This window comes from Streptomyces sp. NPDC102441, assembly GCF_044765585.1.
Taxonomy (GTDB): domain Bacteria; phylum Actinomycetota; class Actinomycetes; order Streptomycetales; family Streptomycetaceae; genus Streptomyces.
In genome coordinates, this window is the sequence record NZ_JBIWKH010000016.1 from 37,455 (window position 1) to 54,469 (window position 17,015).

Below are 17,015 nucleotides of genomic sequence, written 5' to 3' on the forward strand. Positions count from 1 at the left end.
GGAGCCCGACCGGTCTTCTTGTCCCGACCACGATCGGAGTCATCCACTTCTGGGACGATCGGCAGCGCCACCAGGTCTCCAGTGAGCGCGGTCCCACACTTGGCGCAGTAGAAGACGGTCATACATCGGGTTCTACCGCGTGCCGGGCCGGGACGTCCAAGGGGTTCATCAGGAAAACGGCCCCGGACCAGGTACATGGTCCGGGGCCGTTCAACTGCCTGGAGAGGCGCGGTGGTCAGTCCGAAGCGACACCGGCAGGGCCGTCGTCGGTGTCCGACCCGCTGAGCCAGGAGTCCGACGCCTCCGCCACCTGGTCGTCACGACCTGCCACAGGCCGGGCGTAGTGCCGAGTGGTCACGCTCGCGTTCGAGTGTCCGAGCCTATGGGCTGCGGTCATCACGCCGTACCGGTCGGCGACCCAAGTGCCGTGTGAGGCGCGGAGATCATGCGGAGTGACGTCGGTCAGCCCGGCCGCCGCCACGGCGGGGTCGAAGTACGCCTTGCGCCACTGGTTGTATCGCAGAGGCTTGCCGCCAGGGGTGACGAAGAGGAGGGCGTCCCCCCCACCCGACAGCGTCCCCAGGTGCCGGCCGATCCGCGACGCGAGCGAGGGGCCGATCCGCAGGACCCGTTTCTGATGGGACTTGGGGGTGTCGAAGACGAGGGTGCCGTTCGCTTCGGCCAGGTTCTCATCGACGAGGACCAGGCCGCCGGACACATCGATGTCCGCTCGCCGGAGCGCGAACGCCTCACCGACCCGCAGACCCGCGTAGGCGAGCAAGGAGATCAGCAGGTCATGCGGTTTCGTCGCGCTCCGCACGATCCGTGAGGCTTCCAGCGGGGTGAGGATGTGAGGCTCGGTCTGCGGCATTCGAGGCAGCTTCACACCCCGGCACGGGGTCTGCCCGATCATCTCGTTGTCGACGGCCGCCCGCATGATCTGCGAGAGCACCCGGTAGGCCTGCCTGATCCGCGAGGCGCTGAGACCACGAGTCTTCATCGCACCGACCCATTCGACGATGGTGATAGGCCGAAGGCTGGAAAGCTCACGGTCACCGAGCGCCGGAACGATCAGCGAGTTGATCAGGGATCGGTACGACGCCCGTGTCTTGTGCTTCAGCTGCGGGGAGACCGCGGTGAGCCATCGTGCCGACCAATCGCGGACGGTGGTCTGTCCCTCAGCGGGGTCGAGCCAGCGGCCCTCTTCCATCTCGATCCGCTTCCGTGCCAGCCAGCGATCGGCGTCCGTCGTTGTCGCGAACGTCTGATCAGCGGCACGCAGCACGCCGTCAGGCCCCGGATACCGAGCCTGGAACCGGCCGGACGGCAGCTTCCGGATCCGGCCGAAGGCGCGTCGGGACTTACGCTTGGCGGCCATCAGGCGGCCCTCCGGTACGAGTACGCCGAGGTGGGCCGCAGGACGATCGGCGCCACCGTGTGGGCACTGACGTACTCCTCCACGGCGCTCTCGGGGATGCGGACATGTCGGCCGACCTTGACGAACGTGATGCGGCGTTCCTCGATGAGCCGGCGTGGGAAGCGGAGACCGGTGCCGAGGCGTTCGGCGACCTGGTTCACGGTGAGCAGTCGGTCCGCCACGGTCACCACTCCCCCTCGTTGGCAGTGCGTTCCTTCAGCGCGTCGCGGGCGGTCTCGCGGTTCGTCTGGAGGTCACGGGCGATGGTGGCGGCGAGAGCTCCTTCGCCGGGTGTGTGTCCATGGCCGACGTACTGCCAGTCCGCCAGGACGAGGACGGTGTCCGGTTCACGGTCTGCGAGGCCGAGGGCAGGCGCCTCCTGGGCGGCGCGGTAGTCGGCGCGTTCCTGGCGGAGGGCACCGAGAGTGGTCGAGTACGTGCGGGACTTGGACGAGAAGTGACCGCGAAAGCCGAGCATGTGCGCCCAGGCCCAGAGGCGCCGGTCCGGATAGAGGCTGTCGAGCTCACGGCATGCGGTGATGAGCCGACGGGTGTGATCGGGAACGCGGTGGCGGTCGAGTTCGGCTAGCTCACCGATACGGCGGTCCAGGGTGCCGGTGTTCTCGGCGGCTTTGGTGGCGTACTTGGCCACGTAGGAGGCGACTGCCTGTTCGGTGACATCTGAACCGTCGCCGAAGGCCTTGACCGGGCGGACGTCGAGCTGCCGGCCCCACCGGAAGGTCCGGGCCGACTGTTCACCGGCAGCCGGGACGGAGACCGACGTGTACGAGTGCGCGGCTGCGGCGCGTATCGCGTCGGTGAGGAGATCGACGGTGGCCCAAGAGGGCGGCGGAGTACAAGGTCCCTCCGGGCCGTCGAGACGTACGACGGCGTGGAAGTGGAGGGCTCCACGCTTCTGGAATTCGGCGACCTTGCCGAAGGAGACGCGGAGGTGGTCGCCCAGCTCACGGCGGGGGACGCCCGCGTGGATGGCGAGTTCGCGGCGGAGTCGGGTGGTGAAACGCTGCCAGAGCTCCCCAGCATGGTTGTTGAAGAGCACGGCGCCCGCGTAGTCGTAGGTCTCCGGATCAAGGGCGGAGCCCAGGTCCCCGGAGTCCGAGGCGTGCGCGGTACCGCACCGGCAGGTGCCCTGGTCGGGGCGGTTGTGGACAGGGCCGAACGAGAGTGCGGTGAGGGTGGCGAAGACGCGCGGGTGGTCGCGGACGGCGGCGGTGATGTCGCGGCGGTCGTCTCCGGCGAGGCCGGCGCGGATCAGGTGGTAGGTGTCGCCCGCGTAGGTCCAGGCGCAGGAAGGGCAGCGGGAGGCGCGGCGGTTGCCGCAGGCGATGCGGAGGCGTCCGCCCGGCTCGTACGCGGTCGAGTAGCGGTGCAGGGTCTCGCCGGTGGTCTTGTCCTTGTGGGTTACCCAGCCGCTCAGATGGACGGGGTCGGCACAGCCGCCGGTGCGGCGGATCTGGTCCTCCCAGCGGGTGTAGTCGGAGGCCGAGGCCACCCGGAGGACGTCCCCGAGGACGGTCGGGTCGAGCTGTGGGGCGGGCATGAACGGCTTCTGTTTCGAGGGTGAGGGCCGGTGGGCCATGCTGGGGGTTCCTTCCGGTTGCGAGATCGATCGGTGGGCACGGCTCCCGGGCGGCGGATGCTTGGCGGTATCGAGGCCGCCCGGGGGCCGGTCAGTGGCGTTTGGCGTCGGACGCGATCAGGGAGCGCAGGACGACCGCGCAGACGGCGACCGAGGCACTGGTGACGGCGACCGCCAGGAGCAGCGAGACCAGGACGGTGCCGACGACCAGGGCGACGGCAGTACCGGCACCGACGAGCGCGACCGCAGTGCCGGGGGTGAGCTGTAAGACCGGACGGGTCGACGGAGTGGCGGCGGCGGGTGCCGGGGCAGGCGTGCCCGGCGTGATGGTGGTCGGCTGGACGACGGCGGGCGGGGTGACCAGGCCCGAGGGCTGCGGCATGATCGGGATCTTGGGCTGGAACATGGGTGGTTCTCCTCTTCCGGGCGCGGGTTACTTGACGGCGGTGTCGATGACGGACGCGAAGAGACTGTCGGCGAGGAGGTAGCCGCCGAGGAGGAGCACGCAGATCAGCCACACCGGCGGGCGGAAGAGCTTGATGCCGAGGTAGCCGACGACCAGCAGGGCGATCCAGAGGGGGACGTCCATGGACGCTGTCTCCTAACGGACGGTGCAGCGGTGGGTACGGGCGGCGAGTTGGGCGGCGGTCCGGCTGGAGTAGTCGGCGGACCAGCCGCAGCGGTCGGCCGTGCAGACGGCGGCGTGGGCGGTGCGGCCGGTGCGGTCGCGGTGGGTGCCGATCTGCACGGGGCCGATATGCATCACGGAGTGGAAGCTGTCGCGGGCGGGCATGCCGGTCAGCCCCTGTCGGTCGTCGGGTCGGTGTACTGGGCGCGGATGCTGCGGGCGGTGGCTGGGTCGTCGACGCGCCGTGCGGCTTCCTCGGCGAGCAGGTGAGCGAGGAAGGGACGTCCGGCTGCGGCCATCTCACGCGCTCCGTCGAGGTAGTCGGCCACGGTCAGGTCGGCGGGGTCGTGGGTCATCTCAGTTCTCCTTTGCGGTCAGCTGAGGCGGGCGGCGATAGCGTCGGCAAGGTGGGGCGGAACGCCGAGGCGGGAGCGGAGGGTGTCGGTGTCGATCGGTGATCCGGTGCGGGTGCGGTACTCGTCGGCGACCTTGCGGGCGTGGTCGATCAGCACGGCGGGAACGGGCGTATCCGGGGACGGGGTCGGTGGCGAGGGCAGGGCCGTTGTCGCAGGGGGTTCATCGACCGGGGATGGGATCGGGGCGGCGTCAGGCACACGCGCCGGCTCAACGTCCTTCGTCTCCGTGACGGCGGCTGGCGGGGCTGGCTCCGGCTTCCCCGATGAGTGGGCGAGGAGAGTGCCGCCGAGGAAGGCGAGTGCGGGCCATCCGGCGATGCCGAGCCGGAGCGGGGCCGGCGGGTCGGCCAGGTCGAGGAACCCGGCGGTGGCGACGTTGGCGCCGAGCGACGCGAACAGGGCGATCAGGAACCAGCACCAGGCCAACCGGGACGGACCCTCGCTGCGCAGCCGACGCCAGGCGGCGACAAGGAGCAGGTCGACGCTGACCGGGTAGGCCCATGCCTTCCAGCCGTCCTGTCCGGCCGCGGCGGCGAGGTCGTGCAGGTGCGCGAAGGACAGAGCTCCGGCGATGACCGCCTGGATCAACACCGCATCGATCCGGAGACCGTGCCGGGCGCCCATCAGGAGTCCTCAGCGGGGTCGGAGCCGTCCGGGAACGTGCCCGGCGGCGGCTCCGGCAGCGACACTGCGAGCGACGGGCTGACGACGTCCACGAAGTCGAGGTCGGCGCCGGCCATGTCGGCGTACAGAGCGAGTTGGCCGAGCAGAAGCACGGTCCGGGCGAAGTCCTCGCAGTCGGGGCACATGGCGGTTCTCCCTTCTCTGGGCATGGCAGTGGTAGGGACTCGGCGCGAAGACGGTCACGCCTACCGGGTGGGGGGGGAGAGTTCAGGCGGTGGCCGGAGAGGCCTTCGCCGATGGCACAAGCTCGGTGGCGGTGCCGGTGGTGGGCCGGAAGGGGACCAGCTCGGGCAGGTCCGGGGTCCTGTCGGCGTACCGGTTGCAGAGGTTCACGGCCTGGCGGAGCGAGGTGTGCGGAGCGCGGATGCGGTGCCAACCGCCGGACGCGTCTCCCGCGATGGCGAGGCCTCGCAGTTCGGCGGGAATCTGGATGGCGGCGAGGACCGCGTCCGGGGCGATGTCGCCGAAGGCCATGTTGGCGGAGGTCTCGTCGTTGAGACGGTGGGCGGTGCGGCCGGTGAGTTGGGCGCGCAGCATGGTGATGCCCTTGCCGAGTTCGGAGCCGAAGCGCTGTCCGCAGATTTCGAGATAGATACCGGCGGCGCGGCCGAGCTGCGCGAGACGGACGAGGGCGGTGATGATGCGGTCCCGCCGCCTCTCCTCCTCCTTCGTTGCGTACAGGGCGAGTTCGGCCACCTCGTCGACCAAGACGACGACCGGGGTCGGGCGGAGCTCCTTGGGCAGGTCCCAGATGTCGGCGGCGATCTCCGCGTCCGGCACATCGACGGTGATGCGCTGTTGGGTACGGATGAGGCGGTAGACGTCCGCCATCCGCGCCACGAGTGCATCGAGGAGTTCGGCAGCTGTGTCCGGGCTGTCGGCCAGCGCTGAGAACCGGCGCGCCAGCGGGAAGAGTTCGACCCCCTGCTTGCAGTCGATGCCGACGAGGGCAACGTCCAGAGGAGCAAGGCCGGCGACCAGGTTGCGTTGGTAGACCGACTTGCCGGACTCCGTGGCACCGAGAGTGAGGGCGTGAGGTATCGCGCGGTAGTCGCGGTAGTGCACCGATCCGTCCTCCCGAAGGGCGACCGGTACCCGCATCGCCCGGGTCTCCGTCTCAGCGGGCATCTGCACCCGCTTGAGCACGTCGTATCCGGTCATCCGCACCTCGACGACACCGGACCGCACCTCACGCGAGGTCACGCCGAACATCGAGAACGAGTGCCGAAGCCGGTCCGAGGCCGCGGCGATGTCGAAGACGTCCTGGCCGGGGCGGAGCTTGAGTCGGAGGACCAGGCCGGTGCGAGTCGGCCGCAGTCGCCGGATACGCGGTGGGCGGGGCTCAGGTATCGGCTGGTTGGTGGCCCGAGCCAGAGATAACCGCCACCGCGCCGGCGGAACGGTCAACCCGCACGCGTCCATGACCGAGCGGTATCGGACCAAGACCCGCAGCGCGGCCAGGGTGACCCCGAAGACCAGCCAGTACCAGGCGGGCCGCCGCCACCGCAGGAGACCCGCAGCAGCGACGACCAGCACCAGAGCGACCGTGAAGGCGGTCATGATCAGGCCGCCTTCGACCCTGTGGCGTCGGCGAGCGAGGTGACCGCGACCGCGCGGAACGCGATGCCGTGCCGCCGCTGGCCGTTGAAGTCGTTCTCCCACGGACGGGCGACCAGGCCGGTGAGCGCGACCGGCGTACCCATGGCCAGCTCACCGGTGATCCCGGGCTCCGGAACGGTGACGGACAGGATCTCCACCTCCTCGTTCGCCGCGAACATCACGTCCACGGTCATGAGCTGAGCACCGGTCTCCATGTCGGTGGCGATCTCACCGGTGCGGCGGTCACGGACCTTGACCTGCGGAGGCTTGGCGACCATCACGACAGCGCTGGAGGTGTCGACGGGAATCTGACGCACAGCAGATCACTCCTCTATAGATGCCGAACTCCACCACTCATATACATGAGTGACATGAAGAAGAGTGCCTGACTCCTGTACATGAGTCAACCCGCCGCGATGAAGAACTCACGACGGGTTGCGGGAAGTTGAGCGGACGTCAGTCGTCAGCAGGGATCCGATACTCGAAAACGAACTGGTCAGCGGCCATGAGCGTGTCGCACACCTCGACCACCCGACCCGCGGTCGTACGGGCCTCCCGGATCAGGTGAACCACGGGCGCACCAGGGCTGAGCGCCAGTTCCGACGCCTCCGACTTCGAGGCCGGGCGCGCTTGCAGCGTCTCGACGAACTCTGCGAACTCATGCCCGTGGTCTTCGAGTCGGGCGTAGATGCCACCGCCCCCGGGGTTCTCGGCGAACAGCTCCGGGATCTCCTTCACCACGTCCCAGGGTAGGTAGGACGAGGCGGTCTCGACCGGGGTGCCGTTACGGAAGTAGAGGCGCCGACGGGCCAGCACCTGCGTACCGGCGGGGACGCCCAGGCGCTCGGCGGCATCGTCGGGCGCCTCTATGGGGCCGATGTAGAGGACGCTGACCTTGGCGGTGGCGCCGGACTGCGTCGACTCCGCGAGGTAGGCAGCCTGGCCACCCTGCCGGAGCGAACGCCGGAAGCGATCGGAGGAGCGGTGCCGCACGGGGGGCCGGTTCTTCACGATCGAGCCCTTGCCGTGCCGGGTCTCGACGAGCCCACTCGCCCGCACCTCGACCATGGCCTTACGGATCGTCCCGCCGGAGACGCCGTAGCGGTCCACCAGCTCGGATTCACTCGGCACCATGTCGCCGGCCTTGAGAACCCCCGCCCGGATCTGCTGCACGAGGTCCTCAGCGATCTGCACATACCGAGGCCCGGAACCGGCCCCTCCCGCCACAGTTCCCATAGTCCTTCCCTGCGTCCTATGCTCCTCTACATGAGTCAACCACAGGAAGCGACACCCCCTCCCCTGCACTCCGTGTCCGTCGCCGGAGTAGTGGTGCGCGAGGACGGCCGCCTCCTGGCAATCCGCCGAGCCGACAACGGCACCTGGGAGCTCCCCGGCGGCATCCTCGAACTCAACGAGACACCCGAGGCCGGCGTTGCCCGCGAGGTCTGGGAAGAGACAGGCATCCACGTCGAGGTGGACCAGCTCACCGGCGTCTACAAGAACACGACCCGAGGCATCGTCGCCCTGGTCTTCCGCTGCAAGCCGTCCGGCGGCACCGAGCGCACATCAAGCGAGTCGACAGCCGTCTCCTGGCTCACACCCGACGAGGTCAGCGAGCGCATGTCCGAGGTCTACGCGGTCCGTCTCCTGGACGCCTTGGACGGCAACGGCCCCCACGTGCGGAGCCACGACGGCAAGCAACTCACCACAGCGGGATAAGACTTTCTCTACTTCATCAAGGCCCGCGCACGGCGCGGGCGCGCGCCGCCTCAGCGGCGCGGCCTGCCTCTGTCTTCGCCCCGGCTGGCCGCGCCCGGCGGCGCGCTCGGCGGCTGCGGGCATGGAGTGGGGAGACACCCTCTGTGGCTGGGGCGGTCGGCTCCACGGCTTTAGCCACCTCCCCGGTTCGGGTCCCGCGTCGAGCAAGACCAGGGGGCCACTCGTTCAAATTCCGGGCAGGATCACAGCCTGCCCGAGTTGCCGACCAGCGTACGGCCCCCTGATCATGCTCGACCCCAAACCGGGCAGGACACCGGCCAAACCCGCTCCGCCGACGTGCTCACAGCCGCAGCGAATTCGGACCGATCATCGATCAATTTTAGCGATCCCTACTTTAAAGCCCGACTTCCGAAGATCCATGGCGCGTTGAACCAGATTCACCTTACTGAAAAAGTAAAGCGACTGAGCTATAGGTCCGGGCTTATCCGTCGCGATGGCAAGAACCATCCTCCTGTTCGCTTCCACGCCGTCAGGAGCACCCCACTTAGCCCTGTAAAGCGACCTCACGTGGTCTGCGTAGCCTATGGCGTTCGCCCCCTGCCCAACCGCATTTACCGAATACAAATCAGCCGAGACCGCCGCCTGACTGAAAAGATGGGACATAGTGGCAGAGTCTTCCATTTTCTTGACGCATACGAAATCGTATCCGCGCGTCAAAAAATCGCAAACTTCAACCTTCTGATGAGGCCCGCCAATCATGAAGTTTCGAGCATCCAGGTGAATGTGCCCTTGCGCCTTGCATGCCGCCTTATTGTAGTCGCCTTCTCGACCCCCCTTCCAAGGCGGCAGGTTCAGTGAGCCCGTCACATCCTCAATTTCGACGACCCTTTTATTTATCTCACTCACATAGTCTGACGCGATGCGGAACCATTGACCAAGACAGAGCGCATAGGTTTCACCGTTGAAATCCATCTCGAAGACGAAATAGTCACAAAGGTTTCGCTTCGTACGGATTGGCGCATCTGCCGAGTTCAGCGGAATAATTTTCAGCTTTTCGCGATTCTCTCCGAAGTCTCCCAGTTGCGCGACGACATTTTCAAATGTGAGCTCCTCGATGGGCTCCCTACGCTTACGGTCGCCAAAAATCTTCCAGTACGCAACGTCTGCCCCGACAAGATCATCGGGACAGGCGACCCCCACCTTCTTACCCTGCGGATTCTCCACCGCCGCGATAAGCTCGCCCCAAAGCTTTTCCCTCACCGGATCCCCCTTGGGGATGGGCACAAAGTTGTCAATGTAAGGAAATTTGGCTTTGTACGAATCAGAGTGAAACTCGGAGAGAAGAGCGCGAAGTATTTCGGGAAAATCCCTGAGACCCTGCGAAGTTGTCAGGGAAAGGGATTGCGATCCCCCCACCCCACTTGCCCAATCAACGCCGTCGGTGACATCCGCCTTAAGATAGCGCAGCCACTCCTTCTCTACCTCCAAGTCAAATTCAGCCACACGAGTTTTATTGGCTGTTTGACTTCGCTGCTGTCGAGAGTTCTCGCTCAACGTCCTAACCTGCATGGCTGCAACTTTGAGCGGGTCGGCCATATTTGCGGTGACACGCAATCCAAATTCAGGCTCCAGCAGCTCTCCATTCAGAAGAGAGTGAGCGTACCCGAAGCAGACCGCAAAGAATCTGTCGTCAACCTTAAGGAACACGGCTACAGAGGCAGTGGAATTCTTGAGATCAGAAACTGAAACGATGGGGGATACATATTTGGCCCACATCGGCGGCTTCGGGTCTTGCGGCATCACCCAAATCTCGCAGTCCAATTCTACCCCGTCGATGACATCTCGCTGCTCCGGGAGCCTAGCCCCGTCAGGAAACTCCCGCAGCAAGCGTCCAAAGTCTTGGACTTCTTCGCGAAAAAGGTAAATCGAAACACGCATGCGCCCCGCCCCCAGCGTCGATCATGATGATGAATCATGCTCTCAGATTGTGCAGGAACTGAAAAGGGGGCGAGCGCGACTATCATCGCGCGATTACTACCCGAAAGTAATAAAACATTGATTCGATTCCATTGGAATCAGGCCCCAGTCGTACAGCCCCAGCAAGATCCCGCCCACGGGCTGCATCTTCGCAAACCGCCTGATCACATAGCCCTTAAGTCATCCCGCACCGGCTCAGATCATTGTCAGAGGGCCCGGCCCTGGGGCAATGAGGTGGGACCTGCCTTTAGTTATCGATCTGACTGCCGAGCCCAGGTTGGCGCGGCGTGGCGGCATCAGCAGCTGCGGCCCTGCCCTGCCCCCATCGTCGTACACACCGAAGCAACCAACTGCCGGCAGCCACGCCACCGGCGGCGAGAAGTGAGCCCAGTGCCTCGCTCAGAGCACCTTCGATGATGGCGTGCCAGGCTGACGCAGATACCCACATACTGATCCCCCTCGTCGACAACGCTGCTGCCACCGAGGGTGGTTGAGCGGGAAGCGCCCCAGACACGGCCGGACAACTGTCTGTACAGTCGGACGTCATCGGACGGAATCGGACAGGGTGGTGGGATATGCCAAGGCTGAGGAAGCCTCCGTTACGAGAAGGACCGCAGAAGGCTCTAAGTGATGCCCTCCACGGCCTGCACCTGCGAGCCGGGCTACCGTCCCTTCGCGACCTTGCGGATGGTGTCGGCGCCGGCGTCGCCAGCAAGAGCCGAATTCACGACGTCTTCTCCAGCGATCGATTGCCTACCTGGGGGCTAGTTCAGCTACTCACCGAGGTGATGGTGCAGACGATCCCCGGATCGGATCTGGAAGTCGAGGAAGGCCACCTCTACAATCTTTGGCTGGCAGCATCAGGAAATGCAGCAGCAACCGACCCGCCAGGATTGGCCGAGCAGCCGTTGTACGTGCCGTCCTCCTCGGCACCTCTTGAAGCCCAGGGGAAACCAGATACTCCGCCCACCTCCATTTCACGGGAAGGCACGCGCAGCGCCCTCCCGCGGCTCAAATACGCGGCACTGTCCTACACCATCGACCGCATCGAACTCGATCTAGCAGCGTCCATACGTGAACGTGGCTTCTACCTATCTGCCGGGCTGGAAGCGGATCCACTCGCCGTTACACCGAGATCGTCTTTACCAGGGCCGTCCATCGAGGAAATCACGTGCCAGGCACCTGAGAAGGTCCGCCGACTGAGAAGTGCACAGCATCTGGGCAATCTACGTGCCGATCTCCTCACGTTGGGAATGGACTTTGCCGATGGTTTCAAAGATGTGGTTGACAAGATCATGCAGGGCGAGACCGTTCACATCGTGGCTCGTCGCTCGTGACCTGCACCCGAGAGTCTTGGCAAGTCAAATGTGCCCGCATCGTGACAGGGGCTTCCGCGCCAGATGTGCACAGGCAACCGGTTGCTAGCGGTCGTTGGCGGAGCGAGTGGCACAGGCCAGGGGAAGGAAGCCCGGTTCAGTGCTCGGGTTCCCCTCCCCGCGTAAGAGAAGGCCTCCTTCAGCCAGCGTCTAATCAGGTTCGGTGAGGATCGGCCGCCACCCGATGACCGCGGCTGACCGCGATACGGAGCACGTCCTTCACGGCGCCGGTCAGGGCGCGGCCCAGGCGGCGAAGTTCAATCGGATCCGTGTCCTCATCGTCGAGGGTTACCGCTGCCATCTCCAACAGTTCTGCGGCCATGCCCAGTTGGACGGCTTCGATGGTGTCCGCCAGGCGGGACATGTGACCGCCCACGTCGTCAGTGCTCAGGTAGCAGGGCTTGTCCCCCGGGCCTGACCACGGGAGCAGCCGAAGTTCGTTCGGTGTCGTCATCCTTGAGTTGGCCTCTCGTCGAGCACGTGGTGGGCGGTGAAGACGGCGTCGACTCGGTCCCCCGGAAAAGCCAGGAGCGTGGCTTCTACGACGCGGCCATTGGTGTCGGTGGCGATGCGGGTGATCGCGAGGACGGCCGTGGTGGATCCGATCCGGAGGGCCGACGCTTCGTCTGGGGTGGGAGAGCGGGCGGAGACCGTTTCTCGGATGGTGGCCGGCGACGGGCCGAGGACGGCGAATCGCGTGGCTGCCTCCCGGCACACGGAGTCGTCGTCGAGGACTCCGGCCGGGGCCAGGTCTCGCGGGATGTAGATGCGGGCCAGGCCGTGCGGCGTCCCTTGTTCGAGGCTGAGGCAGGTGTACTCGGCGAGAGGGCTGCCCGTTGGCACCTTCAGCAACGTCGTCAGGTGCACGGAAGCCGGAACCGTGGTGTGGCGAACCGTGATGCGCAACATTGGCTCGGCCGCCGTCCAGGGGTCCAGCGTGCCCCAGCCGCCGACGTACATGATCTTGCGGCGGGGGCGACGGACGTAGTTCCCCTTGCCGTGGATCTTCTCGACGAGTCCTTCGCCTTGGAGCACGGCGAGAGCGCGTCGCAGGGTCACCGTGCTGACCCTGTACCGGGCGGCAAGACCTGCTTCGGACGGGAGGCGTTCGCCAGGCTTGATGCTGCCTGTCGTGATCTGTTGGCGTAGGTCGTCGGCGATGTCGTGATGGCGTCGGGGCACGGAGTGGGTCACCGCCTTCTCCGCAGTCGCAGGGCGATGAGCCGGGTACGCGTGTGTATGGCCAGCAGTTCGCCTGACTCGAAGACCAGTTGCTTGGCTCCGTGGGGGAGCTGGAAGAGGTCTCTCACTCGGCAGGCCTGGCCGCCGAGTTGGATGATGTCGCCGCGCTGCACGGTTGCCGCGGTGACCTCGACGGGGGAGGCCAGCGCACCGACGGGGGCTCGGTCCCTCACGCCGTCACCTCCACGGGCACAGACGAGTCAGGGGTCGAGTGGCACGGGCAGTCACACACCTCGTAGATCACCGGTACGTCGGCCGGCGCCAAAGACGGGGAGGGCTCGATGCAGGAGTGGTGTGTGCCGATCCAGCACGCGATCGAGCGGTACGGGGAGGGAACTGTGCCCGTGGGGTGTGGTTGTCGGCGAGGTGGCATCAGTGGGCCCCCGCGAGGGCCGACCAGGCGTCGGCCGGCAGATGGGGGGCCACGAGCACCGTGCGCGTCCGTACACGCTCTTCCCACGCCAGCAGATACGGACGGACAAGCGCGACGTCCTCGCCCCTAAGCAAGTATCGGTGAACCGCGCCGGCCGGAGCCCGCCCGAGGGCGGCGCTCGACGCTTCAGCGGGCGCGGGGCGAGTGGCAGCGGCCAGCGGCCGGGAGGGCGTTAAGGCGCGGCGGTGCCGACCGTTGGGGAAGCACCGCTCTCTAGTGCGCAAGATGGCATGGCGGATACGGTTGAGCATGCTGTTCAGCTCCTATCGCTGATAGCCCGGTCCCCCGACGTCGCCTGTCGTGGGGACCGTTTTGCGTACGACCGCCCATAAGGTGCGGCCGTTCAAGCTGGTGGCCAGGAGGCCGAATCGATCGGCCACGGCCACCGCGTCCAGGACCTCCCGCCATGAATCGACGGAGAGCGTGTCTGGTACTTCTGCCTCGACCGTCGTGAACCGGGTGTGCTCCTCCACGCGCGGGCGGAGGCCAGCAGCAGACAAGCGGGCAGCGAGAGCCGCCGCAGACACTCCCGAAGCGGACACAGCGCAGCCTCCGTCACCAGCAATCACTTTCAGTGAAGCTAGTTAACTAGATTAGAGCTAGTGGACTAGATTTTCCATATGTCTGAGCAACCGCCGTATCTCCGCATCGCCGACGAACTCCGGCAACGCATCGCGGAGCACGTCTGGGAACCAGGTGACCGCCTCCCCTCCCGCGCCCAGATCGGCCAGGAGTGCGGCGTCGGCGAGAACGTGGTGCGCCGGGCACAGGAGCTGCTGATCTCCCAGGGAGTGCTGGAGGGCCGAGCCGGATCGGGCACCTACGTCGCCGAGCCCCGGCAGCGCGTGAGAGTCGTCCGGTCATCCGCCCGCGAGCAGCCCAGCGGCTCACCGTTCCGCCAGGACATGAAGGCCCTCGGCAGGCAGAGCGACTGGGAAAGCCGAACCGAGGCGAAGGTGCCGGCTCCGGCGGAGATCGCCACGCGACTCGGGATCGCCGAGGGCGAGTTGTGCGTGCGGACGACGTACGAGTTTCTGGCGGACGGCAGGCCGGTGCAGCTGTCAACGAGCTGGGAGCCTTACGAGCTCACCGCCGGCACTCTCGTCGTCCTACCCGAGGGAGGGCCGCACGCCGGGGCAGGCGTCGTGAACCGCATGGCCGCGATCGGAGTCACCGTCAGCCATGCGGTGGAGCAGCCGGAGCCACGGCAGGCGACCGCCGAGGAGGCATCACTACTCGGCATCCAGAAAGCCGCACTCGTGACGCACATCCGGCGGACGTACTACAGCGACGAGGGCCGGCCCGTGGAGACAGCGGACATCGTGGTGCCCGCAGCGCACTGCGAGATCGTCTACGAGATTCCGATCAGCCACTGACGAGCTGACCCCGGCAGTTCCAAAGCCGTGCCCCAGCCGTGCCCCCCGCGTGCCCCTTCCGTGCCCGATAGACCGGGAAATCAGGGGGAACAGCGGTACCCGATGGGGAACGGGCATGGCGAAGGCCCCTGACCAAACGCACTGCTCAGGGGCCGTTCACCTGCGGTGGGTGTGGGATTTGAACCCACGGTGACATCGCTGCCACGACGGTTTTCAAGACCGTTCCCTTAGGCCGCTCGGGCAACCCACCCTCGCCCCGCCTACCTGCGGCGGAGCGCCTACAGCCTACCGGTTCACCGGACCTGCTGGACGATCCTGGCCAGAGCTTGACCACGAGCCGGCCTGAAGGCAGCAGAATCGGCTCGACTGTCCGCATGCAGACGTGAGTCGGTCACGTTCCAGAGCCGGACGGTATGGTCCGCGCCACGGTGGCGAGGGTATGGCCGTCGGGGCTGAACGCGAGGAGGTAGGCCGTGCCGCCACGGCCGGCCACTGGTGACCCGAGCGGCTTCGGGCGGCTGGGATCCCGCGCGTCCCACAGGCGAATGGTGCCGTCCCCTGCACCTGGACCTCCGGACCGGAAAACTCAGCTTTCTTCGATTCGCGCCCGACACAGCGCGCGCCGGCGCGAGTCAAGGCCGATCTGCAGCGCGGAACCCGGCTGTGCACGGACAGCGGCGCCGGAGCTGCCAGACTGCGCGATCCGGTGCGGGAACCCGCAACGAGAGCGATCGGGATTTCTTCAAGACCGTTCTCTTAGGCCGCTCGGGCGACCCACCCCGCACCGTCGCCGGGCCCGGTGGCCCGGAGCCGGCCCGGTGCGTGGAACAGCCCAGCCGGTCAGCTGTCGCCCTTGCGCTCGCCCAGGGTGAGTTCGGCCGTGGAGGTCTTGCCGTCGCGCTTGTAGGTGAGCGTGACCTTGTCGCCCGGCTTTTGGGTCCAGATCTCGCCGATCAGCGTCGGGCCGCTCTCGACCGTCGTGTCGTTGAACTTGGTGATCACGTCGCCGGCCTTCAGACCCGCCTCGGCCGCCGGGCCGTTCGGGGTGACGGCGGGGGTGCCGCCCGCGCCCTCGTCCGAGATGACGGCGCCGCCGGTCTTCTCCTCCATCGTCACCGTCGCACCGATCACCGGGTAGACGGGCTGGCCCGTCTTGATCAGCTGCTCGGCGACGTTCTTGGCCTGGTTGACCGGGATGGCGAAGCCGAGGCCGATGGAACCCGCCTGGGACTGGCCGACGCCGCCGCCGCTGGTGGACTGGATGGCCGAGTTGATGCCGATGACCGCACCGCCCGCGTCCAGGAGCGGGCCGCCCGAGTTGCCCGGGTTGATCGAGGCGTCGGTCTGGAGGGCGCTCATGTACGAGTTCTTGTTGCTGGAACCGTCACCGGAGGCGACCGGGCGGTTCTTCGCGCTGATGATGCCCGTGGTGACCGTGTTGGAGAGCCCGAAGGGCGCGCCGATCGCGATGGTGGAATCGCCCACCGCGACCTTGTCGGAGTCCCCCAGAGCCAGCGGGGTCAGTCCGTCCGGGGCCTTCTTCAGCTTCAGCACGGCCACGTCGTAGCCCTGGGCGCGGCCGACCACCTCGGCGTCGTACTTCTTGCCGTTGGAGAACGTCGCGGTCAGCTGACCGCTGTCCGCCGCGGAGGCCACCACGTGGTTGTTCGTGAGGATGTGGCCCTCCTTGTCGTACACGAAGCCGGTGCCCGTGCCTCCCTCGCCGTCGCCGGACTGCGCGTCGATGGTGACCACGCTCGGCAGCGCGCCCGCCGCGACGCCCGCGACCGTGCCCGCGTCGCGCTTGAAGTCCTTCGGGCTGTTCGAGGCCGCGACCGTCGTCGACCCGGAGGAGGAGCTGGAGTCGTTGCTGTCGGCGGCCCAGTAGCCGAGGGCTCCGCCGACGCCGCCCGCGACCAGTGCGGCCACCGCCACGGCGGCGACCAGACCGCCCGATCGGCGCTTCCGCGGGGGCTCGTGCTCCGAGGTCTCCGGGGTGCCCCAGGCCGGGGGGCTGCCGCCGTCGGCGTACGCGGGGATGGCGGGAGGGGGCGGCGGCCAGCCGGCCGAGGCGGCCGGAGGCTGCTGCGGCGACGGCGGCGCGTACGGGTGCTGCTCGTGCCCGGCGGTGGGCGCCGGGTGCTGCTCGTGCCCGGCGGTGGGCGCCGGGTGCTGCTCGTGCCCGGCGGTGGGCGCCGGGTGCTGCTCGTGCCCGGCGGTGGGCGGCTCGGTGCCGTCCTGGTGCGTCGCGGCCGGAACATGGGCCGTCGGCGCGTCCGAAGGAGCGGCAGGCGGGGCCTCCGGCGCGGGCGGGCCGCCCTGCGGGGTGCCCTCAGGAGCGGCAGCCGGCACGGGAGGTGCGGACGGAACAGACGGTACGGACGGAACCGCGTTGCCCTCGTTGCCCTCGTTCTCGGTGCTCACAGCTCTTTACTCCTCGGTTCCACTCGGCATTCGGCAAGAGATCCGCTGTGCACGTGTCTGCAGTCAGCTTTTCCCACAGCACGTCAGGCCACTGTAAGCAGGACCTGTGCATCCGCACACCAAT

General features: G+C 67.1%; 21 protein-coding genes, 1 tRNA gene and 1 pseudogene. 3 read left to right on the forward strand and 20 right to left on the reverse strand.

The window, feature by feature from the left end:
* Window positions 1-235: 235 nt before the first annotated feature.
* The 12 genes from ACIREO_RS30845 to ACIREO_RS30900 form a co-directional block, all read right to left on the reverse strand.
* Window positions 236-1,378, reverse strand: coding sequence for a tyrosine-type recombinase/integrase (locus tag ACIREO_RS30845; protein WP_404116143.1), 1,143 nt, complete (start codon window positions 1,376-1,378; stop codon window positions 236-238).
* Window positions 1,378-1,599: a helix-turn-helix domain-containing protein gene (locus tag ACIREO_RS30850; protein WP_030123122.1), complete on the reverse strand. Its 222-nt coding sequence runs from the start codon at window positions 1,597-1,599 to the stop codon at window positions 1,378-1,380. Before ACIREO_RS30850 ends, ACIREO_RS30845 begins: the two co-directional genes overlap by 1 nt.
* Window positions 1,600-1,601: 2 nt before the next feature.
* Entirely contained in the window at window positions 1,602-3,017 is a 1,416-nt protein-coding gene (gene repSA, locus ACIREO_RS30855) for a replication initiator protein RepSA (protein WP_404116145.1), read from the reverse strand.
* A 91-nt stretch (window positions 3,018-3,108) separates the two neighbouring features.
* Window positions 3,109-3,423: a SpdD-like protein gene (locus tag ACIREO_RS30860; protein WP_404116147.1), complete on the reverse strand. Its 315-nt coding sequence runs from the start codon at window positions 3,421-3,423 to the stop codon at window positions 3,109-3,111.
* A gap of 27 nt (window positions 3,424-3,450) precedes the next feature.
* The gene (locus tag ACIREO_RS30865) at window positions 3,451-3,606 is read right to left on the reverse strand and encodes a hypothetical protein (RefSeq protein ID WP_010060553.1); all 156 of its coding nucleotides are present in this window, start codon (window positions 3,604-3,606) and stop codon (window positions 3,451-3,453) included.
* Between the two features lie 12 nt (window positions 3,607-3,618).
* The gene (locus tag ACIREO_RS30870) at window positions 3,619-3,810 is read right to left on the reverse strand and encodes a mobile element transfer protein (protein WP_404116149.1); all 192 of its coding nucleotides are present in this window, start codon (window positions 3,808-3,810) and stop codon (window positions 3,619-3,621) included.
* A 5-nt stretch (window positions 3,811-3,815) separates the two neighbouring features.
* On the reverse strand, window positions 3,816-4,001 hold the full coding sequence (locus ACIREO_RS30875) for a hypothetical protein (protein ID WP_126931169.1): 186 nt from the start codon (window positions 3,999-4,001) through the stop codon (window positions 3,816-3,818).
* Window positions 4,002-4,019: 18 nt separating this feature from the next.
* Entirely contained in the window at window positions 4,020-4,685 is a 666-nt protein-coding gene (locus ACIREO_RS30880; protein ID WP_404116151.1) for a DUF2637 domain-containing protein, read from the reverse strand.
* A complete protein-coding gene (locus ACIREO_RS30885; protein WP_056702247.1) occupies window positions 4,685-4,870 on the reverse strand; it encodes a hypothetical protein in 186 nt (61 codons plus the stop codon). The genes ACIREO_RS30880 and ACIREO_RS30885 overlap by 1 nt, the downstream gene beginning before the upstream one ends.
* Before the next feature lie 82 nt (window positions 4,871-4,952).
* Window positions 4,953-6,305: an FtsK/SpoIIIE domain-containing protein gene (locus tag ACIREO_RS30890; RefSeq protein ID WP_404116153.1), complete on the reverse strand. Its 1,353-nt coding sequence runs from the start codon at window positions 6,303-6,305 to the stop codon at window positions 4,953-4,955.
* 2 nt (window positions 6,306-6,307) lie between these two features.
* Window positions 6,308-6,661, reverse strand: coding sequence for a hypothetical protein (locus ACIREO_RS30895; RefSeq protein WP_404116155.1), 354 nt, complete (start codon window positions 6,659-6,661; stop codon window positions 6,308-6,310).
* A 139-nt stretch (window positions 6,662-6,800) separates the two neighbouring features.
* Complete coding sequence (locus ACIREO_RS30900; protein WP_404116157.1) at window positions 6,801-7,580, reverse strand: GntR family transcriptional regulator; 780 nt, start codon at window positions 7,578-7,580, stop codon at window positions 6,801-6,803.
* Between the two features lie 18 nt (window positions 7,581-7,598).
* Here ACIREO_RS30900 and ACIREO_RS30905 point away from each other — a divergent pair, with 18 nt between their 5' ends.
* Window positions 7,599-8,063: an NUDIX hydrolase gene (locus ACIREO_RS30905; RefSeq protein WP_404116159.1), complete on the forward strand. Its 465-nt coding sequence runs from the start codon at window positions 7,599-7,601 to the stop codon at window positions 8,061-8,063.
* A 366-nt stretch (window positions 8,064-8,429) separates the two neighbouring features.
* Here ACIREO_RS30905 and ACIREO_RS30910 read toward each other — a convergent pair whose 3' ends face one another.
* Window positions 8,430-10,001 (reverse strand): TIGR04141 family sporadically distributed protein, encoded by a 1,572-nt coding sequence (locus tag ACIREO_RS30910; protein WP_404116161.1) that lies wholly within the window; start codon window positions 9,999-10,001, stop codon window positions 8,430-8,432.
* Window positions 10,002-10,828: 827 nt separating this feature from the next.
* Between ACIREO_RS30910 and ACIREO_RS30915 the strand changes: the two genes are divergently transcribed.
* Window positions 10,829-11,377 (forward strand): hypothetical protein, encoded by a 549-nt coding sequence (locus tag ACIREO_RS30915; RefSeq protein ID WP_404116163.1) that lies wholly within the window; start codon window positions 10,829-10,831, stop codon window positions 11,375-11,377.
* A gap of 193 nt (window positions 11,378-11,570) precedes the next feature.
* Here the strand turns inward: ACIREO_RS30915 and ACIREO_RS30920 are convergent, their stop codons facing one another.
* The 4 genes from ACIREO_RS30920 to ACIREO_RS30935 form a co-directional block, all read right to left on the reverse strand.
* Window positions 11,571-11,870: a hypothetical protein gene (locus ACIREO_RS30920; protein WP_014155141.1), complete on the reverse strand. Its 300-nt coding sequence runs from the start codon at window positions 11,868-11,870 to the stop codon at window positions 11,571-11,573.
* Window positions 11,867-12,610, reverse strand: coding sequence for a GntR family transcriptional regulator (locus ACIREO_RS30925; protein WP_404116165.1), 744 nt, complete (start codon window positions 12,608-12,610; stop codon window positions 11,867-11,869). The genes ACIREO_RS30920 and ACIREO_RS30925 overlap by 4 nt, the downstream gene beginning before the upstream one ends.
* Window positions 12,607-12,831, reverse strand: a complete 225-nt coding sequence (locus tag ACIREO_RS30930; protein WP_014155143.1) for a hypothetical protein — start codon at window positions 12,829-12,831, stop codon at window positions 12,607-12,609. Before ACIREO_RS30930 ends, ACIREO_RS30925 begins: the two co-directional genes overlap by 4 nt.
* A 523-nt stretch (window positions 12,832-13,354) precedes the next feature.
* A complete protein-coding gene (locus tag ACIREO_RS30935; RefSeq protein WP_404116167.1) occupies window positions 13,355-13,633 on the reverse strand; it encodes a hypothetical protein in 279 nt (92 codons plus the stop codon).
* A 78-nt stretch (window positions 13,634-13,711) separates the two neighbouring features.
* Between ACIREO_RS30935 and ACIREO_RS30940 the strand changes: the two genes are divergently transcribed.
* Window positions 13,712-14,467, forward strand: coding sequence for a GntR family transcriptional regulator (locus ACIREO_RS30940; RefSeq protein WP_404116169.1), 756 nt, complete (start codon window positions 13,712-13,714; stop codon window positions 14,465-14,467).
* Between the two features lie 163 nt (window positions 14,468-14,630).
* Here the strand turns inward: ACIREO_RS30940 and ACIREO_RS30945 are convergent.
* The 3 genes and pseudogenes from ACIREO_RS30945 to ACIREO_RS30955 all read right to left on the reverse strand — a co-directional run bounded on the left by ACIREO_RS30945 (window position 14,631) and on the right by ACIREO_RS30955 (window position 16,891).
* A tRNA-Ser gene (locus tag ACIREO_RS30945) sits at window positions 14,631-14,717 on the reverse strand.
* 136 nt (window positions 14,718-14,853) lie between these two features.
* A pseudogene (locus ACIREO_RS30950) lies at window positions 14,854-15,026 on the reverse strand (WD40 repeat domain-containing protein); the annotation flags it as partial.
* A 281-nt stretch (window positions 15,027-15,307) separates the two neighbouring features.
* Complete coding sequence (locus ACIREO_RS30955; RefSeq protein ID WP_404116171.1) at window positions 15,308-16,891, reverse strand: S1C family serine protease; 1,584 nt, start codon at window positions 16,889-16,891, stop codon at window positions 15,308-15,310.
* Between the last annotated feature and the right edge of the window lie 124 nt (window positions 16,892-17,015).

Coding starts and splice junctions, on each gene's coding strand:
- ACIREO_RS30940 (WP_404116169.1), top strand. CDS start 13,712: ATGTCTGAGCAACCGCCGTATCTCCGCATCGCCGACGAACTCCGGCAA.
- ACIREO_RS30860 (WP_404116147.1), bottom strand. CDS start 3,423: ATGTTCCAGCCCAAGATCCCGATCATGCCGCAGCCCTCGGGCCTGGTC.
- ACIREO_RS30905 (WP_404116159.1), top strand. CDS start 7,599: ATGCTCCTCTACATGAGTCAACCACAGGAAGCGACACCCCCTCCCCTG.
- ACIREO_RS30915 (WP_404116163.1), top strand. CDS start 10,829: ATGGTGCAGACGATCCCCGGATCGGATCTGGAAGTCGAGGAAGGCCAC.
- ACIREO_RS30880 (WP_404116151.1), bottom strand. CDS start 4,685: ATGGGCGCCCGGCACGGTCTCCGGATCGATGCGGTGTTGATCCAGGCG.
- ACIREO_RS30885 (WP_056702247.1), bottom strand. CDS start 4,870: ATGTGCCCCGACTGCGAGGACTTCGCCCGGACCGTGCTTCTGCTCGGC.
- ACIREO_RS30870 (WP_404116149.1), bottom strand. CDS start 3,810: ATGCCCGCCCGCGACAGCTTCCACTCCGTGATGCATATCGGCCCCGTG.
- ACIREO_RS30865 (WP_010060553.1), bottom strand. CDS start 3,606: ATGGACGTCCCCCTCTGGATCGCCCTGCTGGTCGTCGGCTACCTCGGC.
- ACIREO_RS30875 (WP_126931169.1), bottom strand. CDS start 4,001: ATGACCCACGACCCCGCCGACCTGACCGTGGCCGACTACCTCGACGGA.
- ACIREO_RS30920 (WP_014155141.1), bottom strand. CDS start 11,870: ATGACGACACCGAACGAACTTCGGCTGCTCCCGTGGTCAGGCCCGGGG.
- ACIREO_RS30845 (WP_404116143.1), bottom strand. CDS start 1,378: ATGGCCGCCAAGCGTAAGTCCCGACGCGCCTTCGGCCGGATCCGGAAG.
- ACIREO_RS30910 (WP_404116161.1), bottom strand. CDS start 10,001: ATGCGTGTTTCGATTTACCTTTTTCGCGAAGAAGTCCAAGACTTTGGA.
- repSA (WP_404116145.1), bottom strand. CDS start 3,017: ATGGCCCACCGGCCCTCACCCTCGAAACAGAAGCCGTTCATGCCCGCC.
- ACIREO_RS30890 (WP_404116153.1), bottom strand. CDS start 6,305: ATGACCGCCTTCACGGTCGCTCTGGTGCTGGTCGTCGCTGCTGCGGGT.
- ACIREO_RS30900 (WP_404116157.1), bottom strand. CDS start 7,580: ATGGGAACTGTGGCGGGAGGGGCCGGTTCCGGGCCTCGGTATGTGCAG.